Origin of the sequence: Microbacterium hydrocarbonoxydans (assembly GCF_023715885.1) — a bacterium.
Taxonomy (GTDB): Bacteria; Actinomycetota; Actinomycetes; order Actinomycetales; family Microbacteriaceae; genus Microbacterium; species Microbacterium hydrocarbonoxydans_C.
The window spans coordinates 337,962-356,993 of the sequence record NZ_JAMBOY010000003.1 but is presented as its reverse complement, the minus strand read 5'-3'; the positions used below and the strand labels follow the sequence as shown (position 1 = coordinate 356,993).

Sequence of the window (19,032 nt, the reverse complement as noted above, 5' to 3'; positions counted from 1 at the left end):
ACCTAGCGTCACTGTGTGCCCTGCACCGGGCCCCACCCATCCATGATCGAAGGATCCACAGTGAAGATCTCCCGAATCGCACGTATCGGCGCCATCGGCGCCGTCGCCGCTCTCGCGCTCGCCGGCTGTGCCGCGAACGAGCCCAGCGGCGGGTCGTCCGACGCCCCCAGCGACTCCACCCTCTCGGGCAGCCTCGACGCCACCGGCGCGTCCTCGCAGGAGGCTGCGCAGCAGTCCTGGGTCGCCGCCTTCCAGACGGCCAACCCCGACGTGACCGTCAACTACACCGCGACGGGCTCGGGCACCGGTCGCGAGAACTTCATCGCGGGCTCCTCGAACTTCATCGGCTCGGACCGCGCGTTCAACGCCGACGAGCTCGCCGCGGGCGGCTTCGGCTCCTGCGCCTCCGACGAGATCGTCGAGATCCCCGTCTACATCTCGCCCGTCGCCGTCGCCTTCAACCTCGAAGGCATCGACGAGCTGAACCTCGACGGCAAGACGCTCGCCGGCATCTTCGCGGGCACCATCACCAAGTGGAACGACCCGGCCATCGCCGACCAGAACGAGGGTGTCGAGCTTCCCGACCAGGCCATCGTGCCGGTCCACCGCGCCGACGCGTCGGGCACCCAGGAGACCTTCACCAAGTACCTCAGCGCCGTCGCCCCGGACGTCTGGACCTACGAGGCCAGCGACGAGTGGCCGCTGTCGACCGGTGAGGCCGGAGACGGCACCTCGGGCGTCGTCGACGCGATCACCAACGGCTCGGGCTACATCGGCTTCGCCGACGCCTCGCGCACCTCGGAGCTCGGCCAGGTCGCCGTCGAGGTCGAGGGCGAGTACGTCGCGTACTCCGCCGAGGCCGCCGCCGCCCTCGTCGAGGCGTCCCCGCTCGAGGAGGGTCGCTCCGACCACGACCTCGCGTACGCGGTCGACCCGGCAGCCGCTCCGGCCGGCTCGTACCCGATCGCGCTCGTCTCGTACCTGATCGGCTGCGTCGAGTACGACGACGCCGAGACCGCCGGCCTCGTCAAGGCGTACTTCGAGTACGTCGCCTCGGCCGAGGGTCAGGATGCCGCAGCCGAGGCCGCAGGCAGCGCGCCGATCTCGGACAGCCTCCGCGAGCAGATCAACACCGCGATCGACGCGATCGTCACCGAGTGATCGTGAGCTCAGCCAGGCGCTGAGCTCCGGTCCCGGCGCCCCCGGGTGTCGGTCGACAGGACCTCGACCGACACCCGGGGGCACCCGCATGAGAACACCCGACAGCCCCTCAGAGCACACCGTGGAGCCGCTCAGATGACCACCACCACAACGGGCCAAGAGACCCGTTCACCCGGGTCGCGCACCGCCCTGCGCCGACGGGGCGACCTCGTCTTCTCCGGCACCGCGCTCGGGGCAGGCATCGTGATCCTCATCACCCTCGCCGCCGTCGCGATCTTCCTCATCGTGCAGGCGATCCCGGCCCTGTCGCCCGACACCTCGAACAACCACATCCTCGAGGGACAGTCCTTCCTGTCCTGGGTATGGCCGTTCGTCTTCGGCACACTCTGGGCGAGCCTCATCGCGCTCATCATCGCCGCGCCGATCGCCATCGGCATCGCGCTGTTCATCTCGCACTACGCGCCGCGCCGTCTCGCGGGCGTGCTGGGCTACATCATCGACCTGCTGGCCGCGGTGCCCTCGGTCGTCTTCGGCCTCTGGGGCGCCCTGACGTTCGCGCCGATGCTCGTGCCCTTCTACAAGTGGCTGAACGAGAACCTCGGCTGGATCCCGCTCTTCAGCGGCACGCCCTCCGGCACCGGCAAGACGATCCTCACGGCATCCCTGGTCCTCGCGGTCATGATCCTGCCGATCATGACGGCGATCTGCCGCGAGGTCTTCCTGCAGACGCCGAAGCTCCACGAGGAGGCCGCCCTGGCACTCGGGGCGACGCGCTGGGAGATGGTTCGCATGGCCGTGCTGCCCTTCGCCCGCAGCGGCATGGTCTCGGGCGCCATGCTCGGCCTCGGCCGGGCCCTCGGCGAGACGATGGCCGTGACGCTCGTGCTCTCGCCGCTCGGCATCATCACCTTCAACCTGATCAACCCGGAGAACCCGACGACGATCCCCGCCATCATCGCCCTGCGCTTCCCCGAGGCGCACGACGAGGGCGTCAACACCCTGATCGCGGCCGGCCTGATCCTGTTCATCGTCACCTTCGTCGTCAACTTCATCGCCCGCTGGATCGTCTCGCGCCGCGCCGAGTTCTCGGGAGCCAACTGACATGACCGCCACCATGACCCCCACCCCGGTCGCGGCGACCACGCACACGACCTCCGCCGGCCACCTCGCCAAGTGGATGCCGTGGGCTCTGCTTCTCGTGGCCTTCGTCGTGTCGGGAACGATCTTCGCGTTCATGAACGCCGGCGGCGACCCCGCAGACTTCAACATCGCCCTGACCCTCGTCGTCGGCCTGCTGCTCTACATGGTGCTGATCTTCGTGGTCTCGTCCGTGGTCGAGAGCCGTCGTCACGCCGTCGACCGTCTCATGACGGCTCTGGTCTCCGGCGCCTTCGTGGTCGCGCTCCTGCCGCTGGTCTCGCTGCTCTACACGGTCGTCGTGAACGGCCTCGCACGCTTCGACGGCGAGTTCTTCAGCTTCTCGATGCGCAACATCGTCGGCGAGGGCGGTGGCGCCGTGCACGCCATCTGGGGCACCCTGCTCATCACCCTCGGCGCCACGATCATCTCGGTGCCGATCGGGCTGATGACCTCGATCTACCTCGTCGAGTACGGCGAAGGCCGCAAGCTCGCCCGAGGCATCACGTTCCTCGTCGACGTCATGACCGGAATCCCGTCGATCGTCGCCGGTCTGTTCATCTACTCCGTCTTCGCCCTCCTCGTCGGTCCGGGAACCCGCATGGGCATCATGGGTTCGCTCGCGCTCTCGGTGCTCATGATCCCGGTTGTCGTGCGAGGCTCCGAGGAGCTGCTGCGCATCGTCCCGAACGAGCTTCGCGAAGCGGCGTACGCGCTGGGCGTGCCGAAGTGGCTGACGATCCTCAAGGTCGTGCTGCCGACGGCGATCGCCGGAATCACGACCTCGATCATGCTCGCGATCTCCCGGGTCATCGGCGAGACCGCTCCGCTGCTGCTCACGGTCGGCATCGTGCAGGGGATGAACACGAACATGTTCAGCGGGCAGATGGCCACCCTGCCGGTGTTCTCGTACATGCAGGCGAAGTACCCCGGCATCCCCGTCGACGCGTACCTGGAGCGCGCGTGGGCCTCCGCCCTGACCCTCATCCTCATCGTGATGGTGCTGAACCTGCTGGCGCGGATCATCGCCAAGGTGTTCGCCCCGAAGACAGCCGGCCGCTGAGCCGCCCCCACCCGACTGAACAAGAAGGATCACTCGTGTCCAAGAGCATCGAAGTCAACGACCTCAACGTCTACTACGGCGACTTCCTCGCCGTCGAGGGCGTCAACATCGACATCAAGCCCAACACCGTGACGGCCTTCATCGGCCCGTCCGGCTGCGGCAAGTCCACATTCCTGCGCACTCTGAACCGCATGCACGAGGTCATCCCCGGCGCGCGCGTCGAGGGCGAGGTGCTGATCGACGGCAAGAACCTCTACGGCGCCAGTGTCGACCCGGTGCTCGTGCGCCGTCAGGTCGGCATGGTCTTCCAGCGTCCGAACCCGTTCCCGACGATGTCCATCAAGGAGAACGTGCTCGCAGGCGTGAAGCTGAACAACTCGCGTATGGCGAAGAGCGACCAGGATGCCCTCGTCGAGAAGTCGCTGCGGGGCGCGAACCTCTGGAACGAGGTCAAGGATCGTCTCGACAAGCCGGGCTCCGGTCTCTCGGGCGGTCAGCAGCAGCGTCTGTGCATCGCTCGCGCGATCGCCGTCTCCCCTGACGTGATCCTCATGGACGAGCCCTGCTCGGCGCTCGACCCGATCTCGACCTTCGCGATCGAGGAGCTCATCGCCGAGATCAAGCAGGAGTACACGGTCGTCATCGTCACGCACAACATGCAGCAGGCCAGCCGCGTCTCCGACAAGACGGCGTTCTTCAACATCGCCGGCACCGGCAAGCCCGGCAAGCTCATCGAGTACGACGACACATCGACGATCTTCACGACGCCGTCGGTGCAGGCCACCGAGGACTACGTCTCGGGCCGCTTCGGCTGAGCATCGGTCTCCCACCTCCGGGAAAAACCAGGCGTTTCACCCCTCGGCCGGCGTGTCTCTCGCGGACACGCCGGCCGAGGCGTATCCGCTCTGCGATTCCCCGCCTCTCCCCTCCTGAACGGGTGCAGGGCTAAGACGGTTCCGCACATCGGATGGCGCATTTGCGGCGCACGACGGATCCGGACCCCGCGGCTCCGCGAGTATGCGCGCATGTCATTCATCCGCGCCGATGCCGCGCTGCGCTCCCTCGGACGGATGGCGCGGACGCGCGAGCTGCGGCTCCGCGGAGTGCCGGAGGCCGAGCTCACACGCGCGGTGCGAGCGGGAGAGATACTGCGTCCGCGCCAAGGGGTGTACGCGCTGCCCGATACGCCGGACGCACTGCTGCACTCGGCAGAGCACGGCGGCACCGTCGGATGCTGCGAGGCGGGCCTCCTCCTGGGACTGTGGATTCTGCGAACGCCTCCGGAGCACCACGTGTGGATGGGCACTGTGGGCACACCGCGTGGAGGCTGCGAGGGATGCCGGATGCACTGGGATGCCGGTCACGTCGACGTAGGCAGGCCGCCACCGGTCCTGGTCGTCCTGCTGCAGATCGCTTCCTGCGCCGACGAGGACACGTTCTTCGCCGCGCTCGAATCGGCCCTGCGTCGGTCGCTGCTCTCACCGAAGGACATCGGACGACTGTGCAGCCGGTTACCGGCGGACATGCGCTGGCTCGTGGCCTTCGCCAGAGGCGACGCCGACAGCGGCCTGGAATCGCTCATCCGGCTTCGCCTCCACCGGCTAGGCATCGACGTGCGCACGCAAGTACGCATCGACGGCGTCGGCGAGGTCGATCTCGTGATCGGCGGCCGACTGATCATCGAGGCCGACGGAGCCGAGAACCACGGCGAGCCTGCAGCACGCAGCAAGGACCTGCGGCGTGACGCCGCGGCATCCGCTCTCGGCTTCGAGACCCTGCGATTCACCTACGCGATGGTCGTGCACGACTGGCCGACGGTGGAGCGAGCGATCCTCGGTGCCATGATCCGGCACGGCCTCCGCTGAGGGAAGCGGAGAGACGCCGGAGCACCGCCGGCGTGCCACCGGGCGACACGCCGCCCAACAGGTCGCGGGTCTTCGTTTTCCGACGTGGCGTCAGTCGCGGGGTGACAGCAGGTACTCGTTCAGCTCGGTCGTGAGCGAGCGATCGACCGGGATCTCGACGTCGTCGATGGCCGTGATGGGCGCGGCCAGCCGGACACTCGACACGAGCCACGCCGCGTCGACGGAGGTCAGATCGGATGCCGGGATGCGGTCGTACTCGGGCGCGAACCCGCGGGCGTTGAGGTGCTCGTACACGCTCAGCTGAGTCGTGCCGTGAAGGATGCCGCCGTTCGGCGCGGGCGTGACGAACCGGCCGCCGCGGCGCAGGATCAGCGACGCTGTCGGCGCCTCCAGCACGTAGCCGTCCCGCGAGAGGAAGATCGCATCGTCGGCGCCGCGGCGGCGGGCCTCGCGCAGCGCCGCCATGTTCACGGCGTACGACAGCGTCTTCGCGCCGAGCAGCAGCCAGGGCGCTCGCTGCGCGACGTCCAGGTCGTAGCCGCGGTCGAGCGTGACGACGCGCACGCCGTTCTCACGGACGTCGGAGAAATCGGATGCCGGAGCGACGGTCACCCAAGCGGTGGGCGTCGGACCGTGCTCGACCCCGCGGCTGAGGATGAGCTTGATGACGTACTCGCCCTCCCCGCAGCCGGCAGCGGCCACCTCGATGGCCTGACGCCACTGCGCCTGGTTGGGCAGCGGCAGGTCACACAGGCGCGCTGAGTGCGCCAGGCGCTCGAGATGCGGGATCACCTCCTGTGCGTGTCTGCCGACGACCCCGATCGACTCGAACACCCCGTCGCCCCGCTGAGTGCTGAGCTCGCCCACGCTCAGAGCGGGGGCGGCGGCGTCGACCTTCGTGAAGGTGTCGGCGAAGTCGGTGCGGTCGGCATCGACCTCTGCCGGGTCGATCATGAGAGCGAATCGCTGAGCCATGCTCAGAGCCTACGACCCTGGGAATACCAGCCGCCGCATCGCGTTACACTGGTACAGGCCGGGCCGCATAACCCCGGGCTCCAATTTTCGCCGCTGCGAGCGGCCTTCCGCCGAGAGGCGTTCTTGCGGCCCGGTCTTCTCATGTCCTGACCCGACGACGGCGCTTTCCGCGCGCGGTGACGGCGCGGACGCGACGGCGACGCGACGCCGACGATCAGGCGAGTGTCCCGTGACGCCACAACACGGCGCACGCGGAGAGATCCTGCGCGTAGCTGCTGAGGCGGAGCGCCCGGGTGGTCAGCTCGCTCGCCCTGGCCGGTTCGGTCATCTCATAGTCGTCGGCGGTGTGAGTCGCACCGGACGACTGCACGCGGCAGAACGCGGCAGCGCGATCGAGGGCCACGGCGAAGTCGCCGCGGAACGCCCCGCGCAGGATCGTGTCGATCAGCACGACGAGCTCGTCGGGGTTGGCCGGTACCGGAGCGCCGGCGATGACGGCGTCCGCCGACGGCAGCTCCACCCTCCCCCGCTCGTAGAGCAGCGCAGCGGTCTGCGGATCGGAGTGGATCGCGAGCTGAAGCAGATACAGACGCCACAGCGCGCCGGGGAGCGTTCGCGACGGGGCTTTCGACCACAGCTCGGCGATCTCGTCGATGCCGTGCTCGTCGGTGAACGCCACCAGGCGGTCCGCGCTCACTCCGCTCTCGTCGGCGCGGACCCGCGTCAGGAGAGCGGATGCCGTGGCGTGCGCGGCCCGCGTCTCCTCGGCGGGATCGTGACGACCGATGATGTTGTCGAAGGCGCTGCTCGGACGACGTACGGGGCGGGAGTGCTGCTCGGACATCACTCCAGGGTACGCGCGACGCGGGGTCAGGCGGTCGGGATCGCGATGACCGGGTCGGTCGTCGGCGATCCATCCGGCGAGCCGCCCGCCTGCTCGACCGTGACCGCGATCACGTCGCCCTCGTGCATCTCACCCGACAGCAGGGCGGTGGCCTCACCGTCCTCGGCCTCGAACACGCCCGCGGAGATCGGCTGGTCCCCGCGAACGAACCAGAGCTCGTAGTCCTGGTCGTCGGGCAGGGTGGCGATCCCGTCCGCCACGAGCACGGCCTCGCCGACCGAGGCCGACCAATGCGCCGTGGCCGTTCCGCCGTCGGCCAGTTCGACGCTGGCCTGCTGCGCGTCGTCGGCGGACTGGATCTCCTGGAGCGCGACGACACTCGCCGGGCGATTCAGGTAGTCGTTGAGCGCGACCGTGCCGACCCCGACTCCGACGAGCAGGGCGAGGCAGGCGGCGAGAGCGAAGAGGACGCGCAGACGTCGTGCCGGCGCCTTGACACCCGTCTCACCCCCGAGGGCGGGGCGGTGGCTCGACTCGGTGGACGCCGGATCATCGCCCTCCTCGGAGTCGGCTTCGCGGGCGGAGCCGGTGGCAGCCGCCGGTTCGACGAACACCTCGCCGTTCTGGGGCGTGGTCGCGATCCGGGCGAGCAGCGACGAGCGGAGGTCGGCCGGCGGCGCGACCGGAGCCACGCCCTCCGCGAGCAACGCCGCGACCGCGGCATCCGCATCGGCGATCTTCTGCCATTCCGGATTCGCGACCAGCGCCGCGTGGTAGCGCTGCTGGTCGTCGGGCGACAGCGCGCCGAGCGCGGCGCCCGCCGCGAGCTCTGCGAATTCGTTCTCGTTCATGCTGTCACCCCCATGGCTGTGCGCAGACGGCTGAGCCCGTCCCGCATCCGTGTCTTGATGGTCCCCAGCGGGGCTCCGAGGAGCACCGCGACTTCGTTCTGACTGTATCCGCCGAAGTAGGCGAGGACGAGCGCTTCGCGCTGCGCCTCGGGAAGACCTGCGAGCGCGTTCCTGACCTTCTCGCCCTCGATGCCCAGTTCGACCCGTTCCGCGACGCTGTCGTGCGCGACCCCGATATCCCTGTATCCGGCCTTCACATCCCGGTCCGCGCTGGACTGCGATGCTCGGACCCGGTCGACCGCACGGCGGTGCGCGATCGTCATGACCCAGGTTCTTCCCTGCCCCTTGTTCGGAGCGAACCGGGTAGCGGATTGCCAGATCTCGAGGAAGACCTCCTGGAGGACCTCCTCGCTCTGCGACCGGTTCACCAGCACGCGGAGGATCAGACCGAACACGCGAGAGGAGAGGGAGTCGTACAGCTCCGCCAGAGCTCGCTCGTCGCCCTCGCCGATGCGTATGAGGAGGTCGGCGACGGCATCTCTCGCCGTACCGTCCTCGGGTACGTCCATCCCGTCGATGACCATCTGTACAAGCATGCCGCATCCTCCTGCCTTTCCCGCGCATCCGTCACCGGAACGTGAGGGAAAAGAACCACTCGTGACAGGTTCGTGACCCCGGGGCGAAACGGATTGGAAGAGCGATGCTCGAGATCCGTCCGAACTTTTTCCCATCCGATCTCCGAGGGGTTCCGAACAGCAGTCAACGCCACGGAGAGGCCGTGGCACCGTTCTTGAAGGAGCTCGAGATGTTCAGCACCAAGAAGAAGATCACCGCAGCGATCACCCTCGGTCTGGCAAGCGCGTTCGTGCTCGCCGGTTGTGCGGGCGGCTCGTCGTCCGAGGAGCCCATGGAGTCGTCGGCGCCCGAGTCGTCGGAGACCACGGCGCCCGAGACGATGGACCCGGCGATGGACCTCGTCGGCCCGGGTTGCGCCGCCTACGCCGAGCAGGTTCCGGACGGCGCCGGTTCCGTCGAGGGCATGTCGAAGGACCCGGTCGCGACGGCTGCGTCGAACAACCCCCTTCTGAAGACCCTCGTCCAGGCCGTGAGCGGTCAGCTCAACCCTGACGTCAACCTCGTCGACACGCTGAACGGTGACGAGTTCACCGTCTTCGCTCCGGTGGACGACGCGTTCGCGAAGATCGACCCGGCTACGATCGAGTCGCTCAAGACCGACAGTGCGACCCTGAGCTCGATCCTCACGTACCACGTGGTCCCCGGTCAGATCGCGCCGTCCGACATCGATGGCACGCACACCACCGTGCAGGGCGCTGACCTCACCGTCACCGGCAGCGGCGACGACATCATGGTCAACGACTCCGCTGCGGTCATCTGCGGTGGCGTCCAGACCGCCAACGCCACGGTGTACCTCATCGACTCGGTGCTGATGCCCCCGATGTGATCCCGTCATACCGAGGAGCACTCTCGGTGACCGTCTCGCCACCGGGGGGAGGGCGGTGAGATGATCCAGGGGCCGTCGACGATGCGAATCGTCGGCGGCCCCTTCTTCGCGCCCCTAGACTGGGAGAACGGGCCTCTAGCTCAGTTGGCAGAGCATCGGACTTTTAATCCGCGGGTCGTGGGTTCGAGCCCCACGGGGCCCACCCTCACATCGGTACGCTGTGTGCCGCAGGGCAGAGAGCTACGCTGTGCCACATGTCGGCGGTCATCAGTCAGCGCGAGATGCGCAACAGCAGCTCAGAGGTGCTGCGGCGCGTCGAAGCCGGCGAAGAGCTGACCGTCACGAATCACGGGCGCCCCGTGGCACGGTTGGTGCCGATCCGGCCGTCCGTGCTCGACGAACTGCTCGCCGAGGCTGCGGGGACGCTGGCGCCGCTGCGCTCTCAGGACGCGATCCACCCCGCAGTCGCGCTCCGACTGGGAGTCCAGGAGATGATCACCTACGACCGAGAACTCGCCGACGCCGCCACCCGCGCCGGTCTGCGCGTGCTTTCGCCGGGCGCGCGAGACCCGCGTTAGCACCCGCTCCGGCATCCGGCCACCCCCTTCCTCGTGTCGCACCCTTCGCGAGAGGCTCGAAGAGTTCCCGACCCGGGAACCCAGACCTCCACGAAAGGACGCATCATGGCGACTCTGACCGACAGCCGCGTGGCATTCCTCGCGACCGATGGATTCGAGGACAGCGAGCTGACCAGCCCGTGGGAGGCCGTGCAGGCCGAGGGTGCAAGCGCGACCCTCATCGCTCCCGATGGCCAGCAGATCACAGGCAAGAACGGGCACGTGCAGCACGTGGACCTGACGGCGGATGCCGCGAAGGCCGACGAGTTCGACGCACTGGTCCTGCCCGGCGGCGTCGTGAACGCGGATCACCTGCGTCTCGACAAGCCGTCGATCGCCCTCGCGCGCTCGTTCTTCGAGCAGCACAAGCCCGTCGCCGTCATCTGCCACGGTGCCTGGATCCTCATCGAGGCCGGCGTGGTCGACGGCCGCACGCTCACGAGCTACCCGAGCCTGGCCACCGATCTCCGCAACGCCGGCGCGACGTGGGTTGACGAGGAGGTCGTGGTGGACAGCGGCCTCGTCTCCAGTCGCACCCCCGACGACCTGCCCGCGTTCAACGCGAAGCTCGTCGAAGAGGTGGCCGAGGGCAAGCACGCCGGCCAGACGGCCTGATCTCCCCTTCTGCGAATCGGCGGTCCGGGGTCACGCGCTCGATCGAGCGCGATGACGCCGGACCGCCGCTCTGTTCGCGCAGCGGACCGAGCAGAACCGCTGCCGGCCGTTGCGGGTGATGTCGACGACCACGTTGGTGCACGGTGAGGCCTCGCATCGACCGAGGCGATCCATCCCCCGGGTCACCAGGTGCAGAGACGTGCCGACGGTGATGATGCCTCGGAGGACGAACGGCAGCGACGGCACGTCGTCGCGGTAGTGCAGGTGCCAGCCCTCGCCGCTGTGATTCGTGAGGCGAGGATAGGCGGCGGCTTCGGCCATCTGGTCGTTCAGGAGTCGGGCCCGCTCCCCCGGGTCGGACTGGTCGACGACCTCCAGCCAGTCGTCGATCACGTCGCGCACACGCTCGTGGTCGTCGGGCGCCGGCGGGAAGACCATGGTCATTCCCATCGACAGCGTCCGCACCTCGATGGCTGCGCGATCAGCGGGCCAATCGTTCGCGAGCGAGGCGGCCAGCAGCACCGCGTACTCGCCGTAAGGGTTGAGATGCATAAGGCCATTACATCACGCTGGATGCATGACCTCGCTGCACACCCTCCCGGTACCCCATCCCACTTCTGCGGCACACGAGCACGCATGGCTCATCGAGTCGCGCCACGCGACCAGCGAAGGCGTCGTGCTCTACGTCCGATGCGGTGACTGCGGAACCCGCCGCGTCGACCTCCAGGCTCTTCCGGCCATGCCCCCCGCAGCCCTGAGCGCCGAACTCGACGCGCGCTGAGGCAGCGCGCGAGATCAGGCGGTCAGCTCCACGAGCGTGCGGACCGTGCGCAGGTTCCGCGCCGTGCCGGCGACCCCCAGCCCCCGGTCGAGCACGGCCTTCGTGAGACGCGTGTTCTGCACCCCGCCCTCGCCGTAGTCGATCCACAGTTCGCGCCCCACGAGCGCGATGCGCTCCCCCGGCACGAGCCGCTCCGTCAACGCCGCCTCGGCCCCGTCGCTCGCGTCGCCCTCGAGGAACATCGCGTGCAGCATCTTCTCCGACGCGTCCGGGAACGGATGCGTCGACGCAGCCGCGGCGAGCTCGCGGTGGGTGCGGTGGATCACCGGGGTGTCGACGTCGAACTCCTCGCCGATGATGGCGCGCACGCGTGCACACACCGCTTCCGCGGCCGACGGCGTCTCGCAGATGACGTTGCCACTAGCGATGTAGGTCGAGACGTCGTCGCCCAGTTCCGGCGTCAGCACCTCGCGAAGCCGAGCCATCGGCACCTTGGCCCGGCCGCCGACGTTCACGGCGCGCAGCAGCAGGACGCTGCGGGTCATGCGTCGCCGCTTTCGGCGAGCACGGCGCCCGCATGCGCCAGCTCGTCCAGCGCGGACCGGCTCGACTCAGGGGCGACACCGGCGATGAGGTCGGTGAGGATCCGCACCCGCACGCCATGAGCGATCGCATCGAGCGCCGATGCGCGGACGCAGTGATCTGTGGCGATTCCGACGACGTCGGCTTCCATCACGCCCGCTTCCTTCAGAATGGCGCCGACGGTCTCACCCTTCTCGGTGCGCCCCTCGAACATCGAGTAGGCGGGGATGCCCTGGCCCTTGTGCACGTGATGGGTGACGGCGTCCGTATCGAGCAGGGGGTCGTACGCGGCACCCTCCGTGCCGGCGACGCAATGAACGGGCCAGGAGTCGACGAAGTCGGGTTCGCGGTGGAAGTGCCCGCCGTTGTCGCCCTCTGCGTCGTGCCAGTCCCGCGACGCGATGATGACCTCGTAGTCGCCGGCGTGAGCGTCGAGGTAGCCGGAGACGGCGGATGCCACGGCATCCCCACCTGCGACGGCCAGCGCACCGCCCTCGGTGAAATCGTTCTGCACGTCGACGATGAGGAGCGCTCTACCCATGCTCCGAGCGTACGCCCGAGTGACTCCGCACGGGGGAACCAGAAGGCCCCGTGATGTTCTTCGCATCACGGGGCCTGGTGGAGCCGCTTGTCAGAATCGAACTGACGACCTTTTCATTACGAGTGAAATGCTCTGCCGACTGAGCTAAAGCGGCGCGATCATCGATATTACCCGTTCCGGACGCGCACCGCGAATCGAGATCGAATCCGCGCGCGCCATCGCGATCACTCGCAGCGCAGACCGTCTTCGGGCACGGTGTCGTCGAGCAGGAAGGCCTCGACAGCGCCGTCGACGCACGCGTTGCCCTTGTTGTATCCGGTGTGCCCCTCGCCCACTCGTGTGATCAGGACGCCCTCGGACAGCTGGTCGGCGAGCGACTCCGACCACTCGTACGGCGTGGCGGGGTCATTCGTCGTGCCGATCACGAGGATCGGTCCTGCACCGTCCGCAGTGATCTCTCCACGAGTCCCGGTGGGCGGGTACGGCCACACCTGGCACGAGTCGGGGCCGTCCCAGTACGGCGCGATGGTCGGGGCGCCCTCGGCGATCTTGGCGGACGTCGCGGCCTCCGCGGCCGGGTCGTCCTCGACGGGGTAGTCCATGCAGTTGTATGCGCGGAACGCCTCCGAGGAGTTGTCGATGTAGCTGCCGTTCTCCCGACCGTTGTAGAAGTCCGCAAGCAGGAAGGCCGTCGAAGGATCGCCCTGCAGCGCCTCGTCGAACGCCTGCGTGAGATACGTCCAGCTGTCCTGAGAATACAGAGCGGCGATGATCGCGGTCATGAGGGCATCGGCTCCCAGCATCCGCCCGTCGCCGTTCTCGAGCGGTACCGCGTCGACGCTCGCGAGCAGCGCGCCGAGGTCGGCCATCGCCTCGTCGACAGAGCCGTTGAAGGGGCACTCGCCCGAATCGATGCAGTCCTGCATGTACGCGCGCAGCGCTGATTCGAAGCCGAGAGCCTGCGTGGCACCGACGTCGAGTCCGGACACCGACGGATCGATCGCGCCGTCGAGCACGAGGCGGCCGGCCTTCTCGGGGTAGAGGTTCGCGTAGGTGGCGCCGAGGAACGTGCCATAGGAGAACCCGAGGTAGTTCAGCTGCTTGTCGCCCAGGACCGCACGGATCAGATCCATGTCGCGCGCGGCGTTGATCGTGGTGATGAACGGGAGGATGCCGCCGCTGTTCGCCTCGCACGCGTCGGCGAACTCCTTGTGCGCCGCCAGCAACTCGGCCTCCCACTCGGCGCTGCCGCGCGGAGCGGAGGGGATCGAGTACAGGTACTCGTCCATGCCTGCGGCGTCGAAGCAGGTCACGGCCGTCGACTGGCCGACGCCTCGCGGGTCGAACCCGATCACGTCGAAGTTCTCGATGAGATCGGCGCCGACCGCGAAGTCGAGGCTGTCGCGGATGAGGTCGACGCCACTGGCGCCCGGACCGCCGGGGTTCGTGAGCAGCGAGCCCTTCGCGGTTCCGGTCGCCTGGTGCCGGACGACCGAGAGCGTGATCTCGCCCTCGGCGGGATTCTCCCAGTCGAGCGGCGCAGTGACGTCGGTGCAATCGAAGCCGATGCCGCACTCGGTCCACGTGAGGGTCTGCCCGTAGAACGGCATGAGGTCTTCGCTGACGCCCTCGGTGTCGGGTTCGTTGGTGACGGAGGGCTTGGGTTCCGCCCCTTCGGGGATCATGGCATAGAGACAGCCGGAGAGCGCGACGGATGCCGCGGCGAGGCCGGCGACGGTCGCGAGGACGCGGCGGAAGCGGGAAGTCTGTCGGTCGGTCACGGTGTCCTCCCGCTCGTGACGGTCACGAGCAAGCTCTCCAGGGCGAGCAGCGGTGCGACGTTGCGCTCCAGCGACTGGCGGGTCTCGGCAAGGTGGTCAAGTACGACAAGGGTACGTGTCTCGGGCCACGCGGACGCGAGCGCGGCGAGCTCGTCGCGGAGTTCGCTGTTGATCAGCTCGTCGTCGCGCCCGAACTGCAGCATGACGACGTCGCGGAAGAGCGACTGCAGGTCGGTGAGCACGCGGTCGATCCCGTCGCGCAGGCTGCGGGTGGCGCGCTTCTTCTGCTCGTCTTCCAGCGCCGAGATCTGCGACCGCAGGGCAGGCGGCACGGCCTGCCCCTCGGCGATGCCGACGGTGCGCAGGAGCGCTGCCCTCTCGGCGGCGTCGCGTTCGGCTGTGAGCGCCTTCGCGTCGTCGGTCGCCGCCTGGATGATGCGCCCGGCCACCTCGACCGCGTCGTTGACGCCGCGGACACCGATCACCGAGCGCAGCGTCTCGTCGCGACGGCGACGCGCCGCGTCGTCGGTGGCGAGTCGCTGAGCCATACCGATGTGCCGCTGTGCGTGGCGGGCAGCCTGCTCGGCGACGGCCGCGTCGACGCCGGTGCGAAGAGTGATCAGGCGCGCCACGTCTGCGACATCTGGTTCGCGGAGGCGGAGCGACCGGACGCGCGATCGGATCGTCGGCAAGAGGTCGGCCTCGCTCGGCGCGCAGAGCACCCAGACCGTCTGCTCCGGGGGCTCTTCGAGCGCTTTGAGCAGCACGTTGGAAGTGCGCTCGACCATGCGATCGGCATCCTCGACGACGATCACGCGGTAGCGGCCGGCTGACGGCGCGAAGTACGAGCGCTCGACGAGCGACCTCGCCTCCGCGATGGTGATGATGACCTTGTCGGTACGCAGCGCGGTGACGTCGGGGTGCGTACCGGCGAGGACCTGCCGCATCGTGGCCTCGTCGTCCGGCCGATCGGCAATCAGCGCGGCGGCGAACGCGTAAGCGAGCGTGGAGCGGCCGGAGCCGGGCGGGCCCGTGATCAGCCAGGCGTGCGAGAGCGCAGCGGGATCGGATGCCGCGGCGCGGAGGGTCTCGACCGCCGCGTCCTGCCCCCAGACGTCGGCCCAGGGAAAGGGCGGAGGTACGGTCTGGGGCATGCACTCAGCCTAATCGGCGGCACCGACGTCCGAGGGCGTCGGATCCTGGTCTTCAGTCCAGGAGCCCTTGCACACTGGCACGGATGCGGTCGGCGATCCGTTCCGGGGCCTCGGCGGCGTCGAGCACGAGGAATCTGTCGGGTTCGTCGGACGCCAGTGCGAGGAACGCGTCGCGCACCCGGCGGTGGAACTCGCCCTTCTCCGCTTCGAGGCGATCGAACGGCTTGTCGGCGGAGTCGAGCCTCCGCCGCGCCGCGTCGGGGTCGAGGTCGAGGAGGATCGTCAGGTCGGGGAGCGCACCCTCCGCCGCCCACAGCGAGAGGTCCCTGATCTCGGTGGCGTCGAGCACGCGGCCCGCGCCCTGGTAGGCGACCGACGAGTCGAGATAGCGATCCTGGAGCACGATCTCGCCGCGCGCCAGGGCAGGGCGGACGACCGTCGACACATGATGCGCACGATCTGCGGCATAGAGAAGGGCCTCGGCCCGCGGAGCGATGTCGCCCCGGTGGTGCAGCACGATGTCGCGGATGAGCTGACCGACCTCGGACCCTCCCGGCTCACGGGTGCGGACGACCGCGCGACCCGTACCGGTCAGCCACTCGGCGAGCAGGTTGGCCTGCGTGGTCTTGCCGGAGCCATCCCCGCCCTCGAGCGTGATCCAGACCCCGCGCTCCGAGGTCACGAACCGACCCTCACTTCGATCGGTCCGCTCACTCGGAGCGCTTCTTCGCGGCGTTCGCCGCACGGGTCGCCGCGGCCTTCTTGGCCGCCGCCGAGCGAGCGGCTGCCTTCTCGGCATCCGTCTGCGGTTTCTTGGTCGCGGGCTTCTTCACCGCAGGCTTCTTGGCGGGCGCCTTCTTCGCCGCCGGGGCCTTCTTCGCTGCGGCACCGCGTGCGCCGCGCTTCGGCGCCGGGCCCTTGGCTCGCTTGTCGGCGAGCATCTGCACCGCGATCTCGAACGTGATGTCCTCGGGCTTCTGCCCACGCGGGATGGTGACGTTCGTCTCGCCGTCGGTGACGTACGCGCCGAACCGGCCGTCCCGGATACGGATCGGCTTGCCGCTCACGGGATCGGCCTCGAACTCCGCCAGTGCGCTCGACGCTCGGCGGGCTCCGGCGCCGTACTTGGGCTGCTTGTAGATCTCGAGCGCCTGGTCGAGCGTGACGTCGAAGATCTGCGATTCGCTCTCGAGCGAGCGCGAATCGGTGCCCTTCTTGAGATACGGACCGTAGCGGCCGTTCTGCGCCGTGATCTCATCGCCGGATTCGGGATCGGTGCCGACCACACGCGGCAGGCTCAGCAGCTGGAGCGCCGTGTCGAGGTCGATCGTATCGACCGACATCGAGCGGAAGAGCGAACCGGTGCGCGGCTTGGGCGCGGCTTCCTTCTTCGTTCCCCGCTTGGGCTTCGGCTTCTCGACGACCTCGCCGGTGGACTCGTCGACATCCGCGTCATCGGACACCGGGTCGTTCTCCTGCACGTAGGGTCCGAATCGACCGTCCTTGACGACGATGACCTTGCCGTTCTCGGGGTTGACGCCGAGTACGCGGTCGCCCGCGACGGGGGCGTCGATGAGCTCCTGCGCCTTCTCCGCCGTGAGCTCGTCAGGGGCGAGGTCCTCCGGCACGTTGACGATGCGCGGCTTCTCGTCGGGTGCGGCGGGGTCGACCACCTCGAGGTAGGGACCGTACTTGCCGAACCGGAGCGTCGCCGTGTCGGTGATGCGCGTCGAGTTGAGTGCGCGGGCGTCGATCTCCCCGAGGTTGTCGACGACCTGACGCAGGCCGACCTGCTGGTCGGAGCCGTAGTAGAAGGAGCGCAGCCACTCGACGCGCTTCTGCTCGCCGCGCGCGATCGCGTCGAGGTCGTCTTCCAGGGCCGCCGTGAAGTCGTAGTCGATGAGGTCGGCGAAGTGCTCTTCGAGCAGTCGCACGACGCTGAACGCGAGCCAGGTCGGCACGAGCGCTTGACCGCGCTTCGTCGCGTAGCCTCGGTCGATCACAGTGCCGATGATGCTCGCGAACGTCGAGGGACGCCCGATGCCGTGCTCCTCGAGTGCCTTCACGAGCGAGGCCTCGGTGTAGCGGGGCTTCGGCGTCGTGCGGTGTCCCTTGGCCTCCGCATCCGACATCCGCAGCTCGTCGCCGACCGCGACGACGGGCAGCGACTGCTCGTCGGACGTATCCTGCGAGTTCCGCTTCTCGTCACGACCTTCTTCGTACGCCTCGAGGAAGCCCTTGAAGGTGTACACGGTGCCCGATGCCGTGAACTCGATGTTCTGCGCGTCGGCCCCGGATGTCGACGACGTGTCGACCGCGACCGTGACGGTCGTGGTCTCGTACTTCGCGTCCGCCATCTGGCTCGCGACGGTGCGCTTCCAGATGAGGTCGTAGAGGCGGAACTCCTCGCGGTCGAGTTCCGACGACACCGACGAGGGCGTGCGGAAGGTCTCGCCGGAGGGGCGGATGGCCTCGTGAGCCTCCTGAGCGTTCTTGCTCTTCGACTTGTACACGCGCGGCTTGAGAGGCACGGCACTGTCGCCGTAGAGCGCGACCGCCTGACTCCTGGCCGCCTGCACCGCCTGGGTGCTCAGCGCCGTGGAGTCGGTGCGCATATAGGTGATGTACCCCTTCTCGTAGAGACGCTGGGCGACGCTCATCGCCTGCTTCGCGCTCATCGAGAGCTTGCGCCCCGCCTCCTGCTGCATGGTGGAGGTGGTGAACGGCGCGTAGGGGCTGCGGGTACCGGGCTTCGCCTCGACCTTGGAGACGGTGCCGACGCCCGTGGCGTCGACCGCGAGTGCGAGCGATGCCGCCCTCTTCTCGTCGAGGACGACGACGGCCTTCTTGAGCTTTCCGGCGTCGTCGAAGTCGGTGCCCCTGGCGAGCTGGCCGCCGTCGACGCGGACGAGTCGGACTCGGAACCCGGAGGTCGTCGACGCGAGCGCCTCGACATCCCAGTAATCGGCGGAGACGAAGGCCATACGCTCGCGCTCGCGCTCGACGATCATCCGGGTGGCGGCGGACTGCACGCGGCCGGCGGAGAGCCCCGTCTTGACCTTGTACCAGAGCACCGGAGAGACGTCCCACCCGTACAGGCGGTCGAGGATGCGGCGCGTCTCCTGCGCATCGACGAGGTCGGTGTCGAGTTCGCGGGTGTTGCCGACGGCGGCCTGGATCGCATCCTTCGTGATCTCGTGGAACACCATGCGCTTGACCGGCACCTTGGGCTTGAGGGTCTCGAGCAGGTGCCACGCGATGGCCTCGCCCTCGCGGTCCTCATCAGTGGCGAGCAGGAGCTCGTCGGCGGTCTTCAGCGCGCGCTTGAGCTCGGCTACCGTCTTGGTCTTGCGGTCGGAGACGACGTAGTACGGGTCGAAGTCGTTGTCGACGTCGATCGAGTACTTCCCGTACGCCTGCTTGTCGGCGGCGGGGATGTCCTTCTTGTCGGCGAGGTCACGAATGTGACCGACCGAGCTGAGCACCTCGTAGCCGTCACCGAGGTACCCCTGAATAGACCTCATCTTCGTCGGGGACTCGACGATGACCAGCTTCTTGCCTTGAGCCAAGGGTGCATCCTTTCTCCGAAGCACACCATACACA

The 19,032-nt window shown here is 68.4% G+C and carries 20 protein-coding genes and 2 tRNA genes; 10 read left to right on the top strand and 12 right to left on the bottom strand.

Annotation, left to right across the window (positions count from 1 at the left end):
- Positions 1 to 60 precede the first annotated feature (60 nt).
- From pstS to M3195_RS10065, 5 genes are all read left to right on the top strand, one after another.
- Entirely contained in the window at positions 61 to 1,161 is a 1,101-nt protein-coding gene (gene pstS / locus M3195_RS10085) for a phosphate ABC transporter substrate-binding protein PstS (RefSeq protein WP_251587071.1), read from the top strand.
- Between the two features lie 135 nt (positions 1,162 to 1,296).
- Positions 1,297 to 2,262 carry a phosphate ABC transporter permease subunit PstC gene (gene pstC, locus M3195_RS10080; RefSeq protein ID WP_096714881.1) on the top strand — a complete coding sequence of 322 codons (966 nt, stop codon included), beginning with the start codon at positions 1,297 to 1,299 and terminating at the stop codon, positions 2,260 to 2,262.
- A 1-nt stretch (position 2,263) separates the two neighbouring features.
- Positions 2,264 to 3,361 (top strand): phosphate ABC transporter permease PstA, encoded by a 1,098-nt coding sequence (gene pstA, locus M3195_RS10075; RefSeq protein ID WP_251587069.1) that lies wholly within the window; start codon positions 2,264 to 2,266, stop codon positions 3,359 to 3,361.
- A gap of 35 nt (positions 3,362 to 3,396) precedes the next feature.
- The gene (gene pstB / locus M3195_RS10070) at positions 3,397 to 4,176 is read left to right on the top strand and encodes a phosphate ABC transporter ATP-binding protein PstB (RefSeq protein WP_251587067.1); all 780 of its coding nucleotides are present in this window, start codon (positions 3,397 to 3,399) and stop codon (positions 4,174 to 4,176) included.
- Positions 4,177 to 4,386: 210 nt separating this feature from the next.
- The gene (locus M3195_RS10065; RefSeq protein WP_251587065.1) at positions 4,387 to 5,226 is read left to right on the top strand and encodes a type IV toxin-antitoxin system AbiEi family antitoxin domain-containing protein; all 840 of its coding nucleotides are present in this window, start codon (positions 4,387 to 4,389) and stop codon (positions 5,224 to 5,226) included.
- Positions 5,227 to 5,316: 90 nt separating this feature from the next.
- Here M3195_RS10065 and M3195_RS10060 read toward each other — a convergent pair whose 3' ends face one another.
- From M3195_RS10060 to sigK, 4 genes are all read right to left on the bottom strand, one after another.
- On the bottom strand, positions 5,317 to 6,201 hold the full coding sequence (locus M3195_RS10060; RefSeq protein ID WP_251587063.1) for an aminodeoxychorismate lyase: 885 nt from the start codon (positions 6,199 to 6,201) through the stop codon (positions 5,317 to 5,319).
- Positions 6,202 to 6,415: 214 nt separating this feature from the next.
- Positions 6,416 to 7,045 (bottom strand): DNA-directed RNA polymerase subunit beta, encoded by a 630-nt coding sequence (locus M3195_RS10055; protein WP_251587061.1) that lies wholly within the window; start codon positions 7,043 to 7,045, stop codon positions 6,416 to 6,418.
- A 26-nt stretch (positions 7,046 to 7,071) separates the two neighbouring features.
- A complete protein-coding gene (locus M3195_RS10050; RefSeq protein ID WP_251587059.1) occupies positions 7,072 to 7,896 on the bottom strand; it encodes an anti-sigma factor in 825 nt (274 codons plus the stop codon).
- Positions 7,893 to 8,492, bottom strand: a complete 600-nt coding sequence (sigK, locus tag M3195_RS10045) for an ECF RNA polymerase sigma factor SigK (protein ID WP_179297570.1) — start codon at positions 8,490 to 8,492, stop codon at positions 7,893 to 7,895. Before sigK ends, M3195_RS10050 begins: the two co-directional genes overlap by 4 nt.
- Before the next feature lie 209 nt (positions 8,493 to 8,701).
- Here sigK and M3195_RS10040 point away from each other — a divergent pair, with 209 nt between their 5' ends.
- The 4 genes from M3195_RS10040 to M3195_RS10025 all read left to right on the top strand — a co-directional run bounded on the left by M3195_RS10040 (position 8,702) and on the right by M3195_RS10025 (position 10,590).
- On the top strand, positions 8,702 to 9,358 hold the full coding sequence (locus tag M3195_RS10040; RefSeq protein ID WP_251587057.1) for a fasciclin domain-containing protein: 657 nt from the start codon (positions 8,702 to 8,704) through the stop codon (positions 9,356 to 9,358).
- Positions 9,359 to 9,487: 129 nt separating this feature from the next.
- Positions 9,488 to 9,560: transfer RNA gene (locus tag M3195_RS10035), tRNA-Lys, on the top strand.
- A gap of 52 nt (positions 9,561 to 9,612) precedes the next feature.
- A complete protein-coding gene (locus M3195_RS10030) occupies positions 9,613 to 9,936 on the top strand; it encodes a type II toxin-antitoxin system prevent-host-death family antitoxin (protein WP_251587055.1) in 324 nt (107 codons plus the stop codon).
- Between the two features lie 105 nt (positions 9,937 to 10,041).
- Complete coding sequence (locus tag M3195_RS10025; protein ID WP_251587052.1) at positions 10,042 to 10,590, top strand: type 1 glutamine amidotransferase domain-containing protein; 549 nt, start codon at positions 10,042 to 10,044, stop codon at positions 10,588 to 10,590.
- A gap of 30 nt (positions 10,591 to 10,620) precedes the next feature.
- Here M3195_RS10025 and M3195_RS10020 read toward each other — a convergent pair whose 3' ends face one another.
- Positions 10,621 to 11,142 carry a CGNR zinc finger domain-containing protein gene (locus M3195_RS10020; RefSeq protein WP_251587050.1) on the bottom strand — a complete coding sequence of 174 codons (522 nt, stop codon included), beginning with the start codon at positions 11,140 to 11,142 and terminating at the stop codon, positions 10,621 to 10,623.
- A gap of 25 nt (positions 11,143 to 11,167) precedes the next feature.
- On the opposite strand from M3195_RS10020, the gene M3195_RS10015 reads away from it, so the two are divergent.
- Complete coding sequence (locus M3195_RS10015) at positions 11,168 to 11,371, top strand: hypothetical protein (protein ID WP_251587048.1); 204 nt, start codon at positions 11,168 to 11,170, stop codon at positions 11,369 to 11,371.
- Between the two features lie 14 nt (positions 11,372 to 11,385).
- Here M3195_RS10015 and M3195_RS10010 read toward each other — a convergent pair whose 3' ends face one another.
- The 7 genes from M3195_RS10010 to topA form a co-directional block, all read right to left on the bottom strand.
- A complete protein-coding gene (locus M3195_RS10010) occupies positions 11,386 to 11,916 on the bottom strand; it encodes a DUF1697 domain-containing protein (RefSeq protein ID WP_251587046.1) in 531 nt (176 codons plus the stop codon).
- Positions 11,913 to 12,494, bottom strand: coding sequence for an isochorismatase family protein (locus M3195_RS10005; RefSeq protein WP_251587044.1), 582 nt, complete (start codon positions 12,492 to 12,494; stop codon positions 11,913 to 11,915). The genes M3195_RS10010 and M3195_RS10005 overlap by 4 nt, the downstream gene beginning before the upstream one ends.
- Before the next feature lie 78 nt (positions 12,495 to 12,572).
- A tRNA-Thr gene (locus M3195_RS10000) sits at positions 12,573 to 12,648 on the bottom strand.
- Positions 12,649 to 12,718: 70 nt separating this feature from the next.
- Entirely contained in the window at positions 12,719 to 14,275 is a 1,557-nt protein-coding gene (locus M3195_RS09995; protein ID WP_251587042.1) for an alpha/beta hydrolase, read from the bottom strand.
- Positions 14,272 to 15,429 carry a DNA polymerase III subunit delta' gene (locus M3195_RS09990; protein WP_251587040.1) on the bottom strand — a complete coding sequence of 386 codons (1,158 nt, stop codon included), beginning with the start codon at positions 15,427 to 15,429 and terminating at the stop codon, positions 14,272 to 14,274. The genes M3195_RS09995 and M3195_RS09990 overlap by 4 nt, the downstream gene beginning before the upstream one ends.
- Before the next feature lie 52 nt (positions 15,430 to 15,481).
- Entirely contained in the window at positions 15,482 to 16,111 is a 630-nt protein-coding gene (gene tmk / locus M3195_RS09985; protein ID WP_251587038.1) for a dTMP kinase, read from the bottom strand.
- A gap of 28 nt (positions 16,112 to 16,139) precedes the next feature.
- The gene (gene topA / locus M3195_RS09980) at positions 16,140 to 18,998 is read right to left on the bottom strand and encodes a type I DNA topoisomerase (protein WP_251587037.1); all 2,859 of its coding nucleotides are present in this window, start codon (positions 18,996 to 18,998) and stop codon (positions 16,140 to 16,142) included.
- Between the last annotated feature and the right edge of the window lie 34 nt (positions 18,999 to 19,032).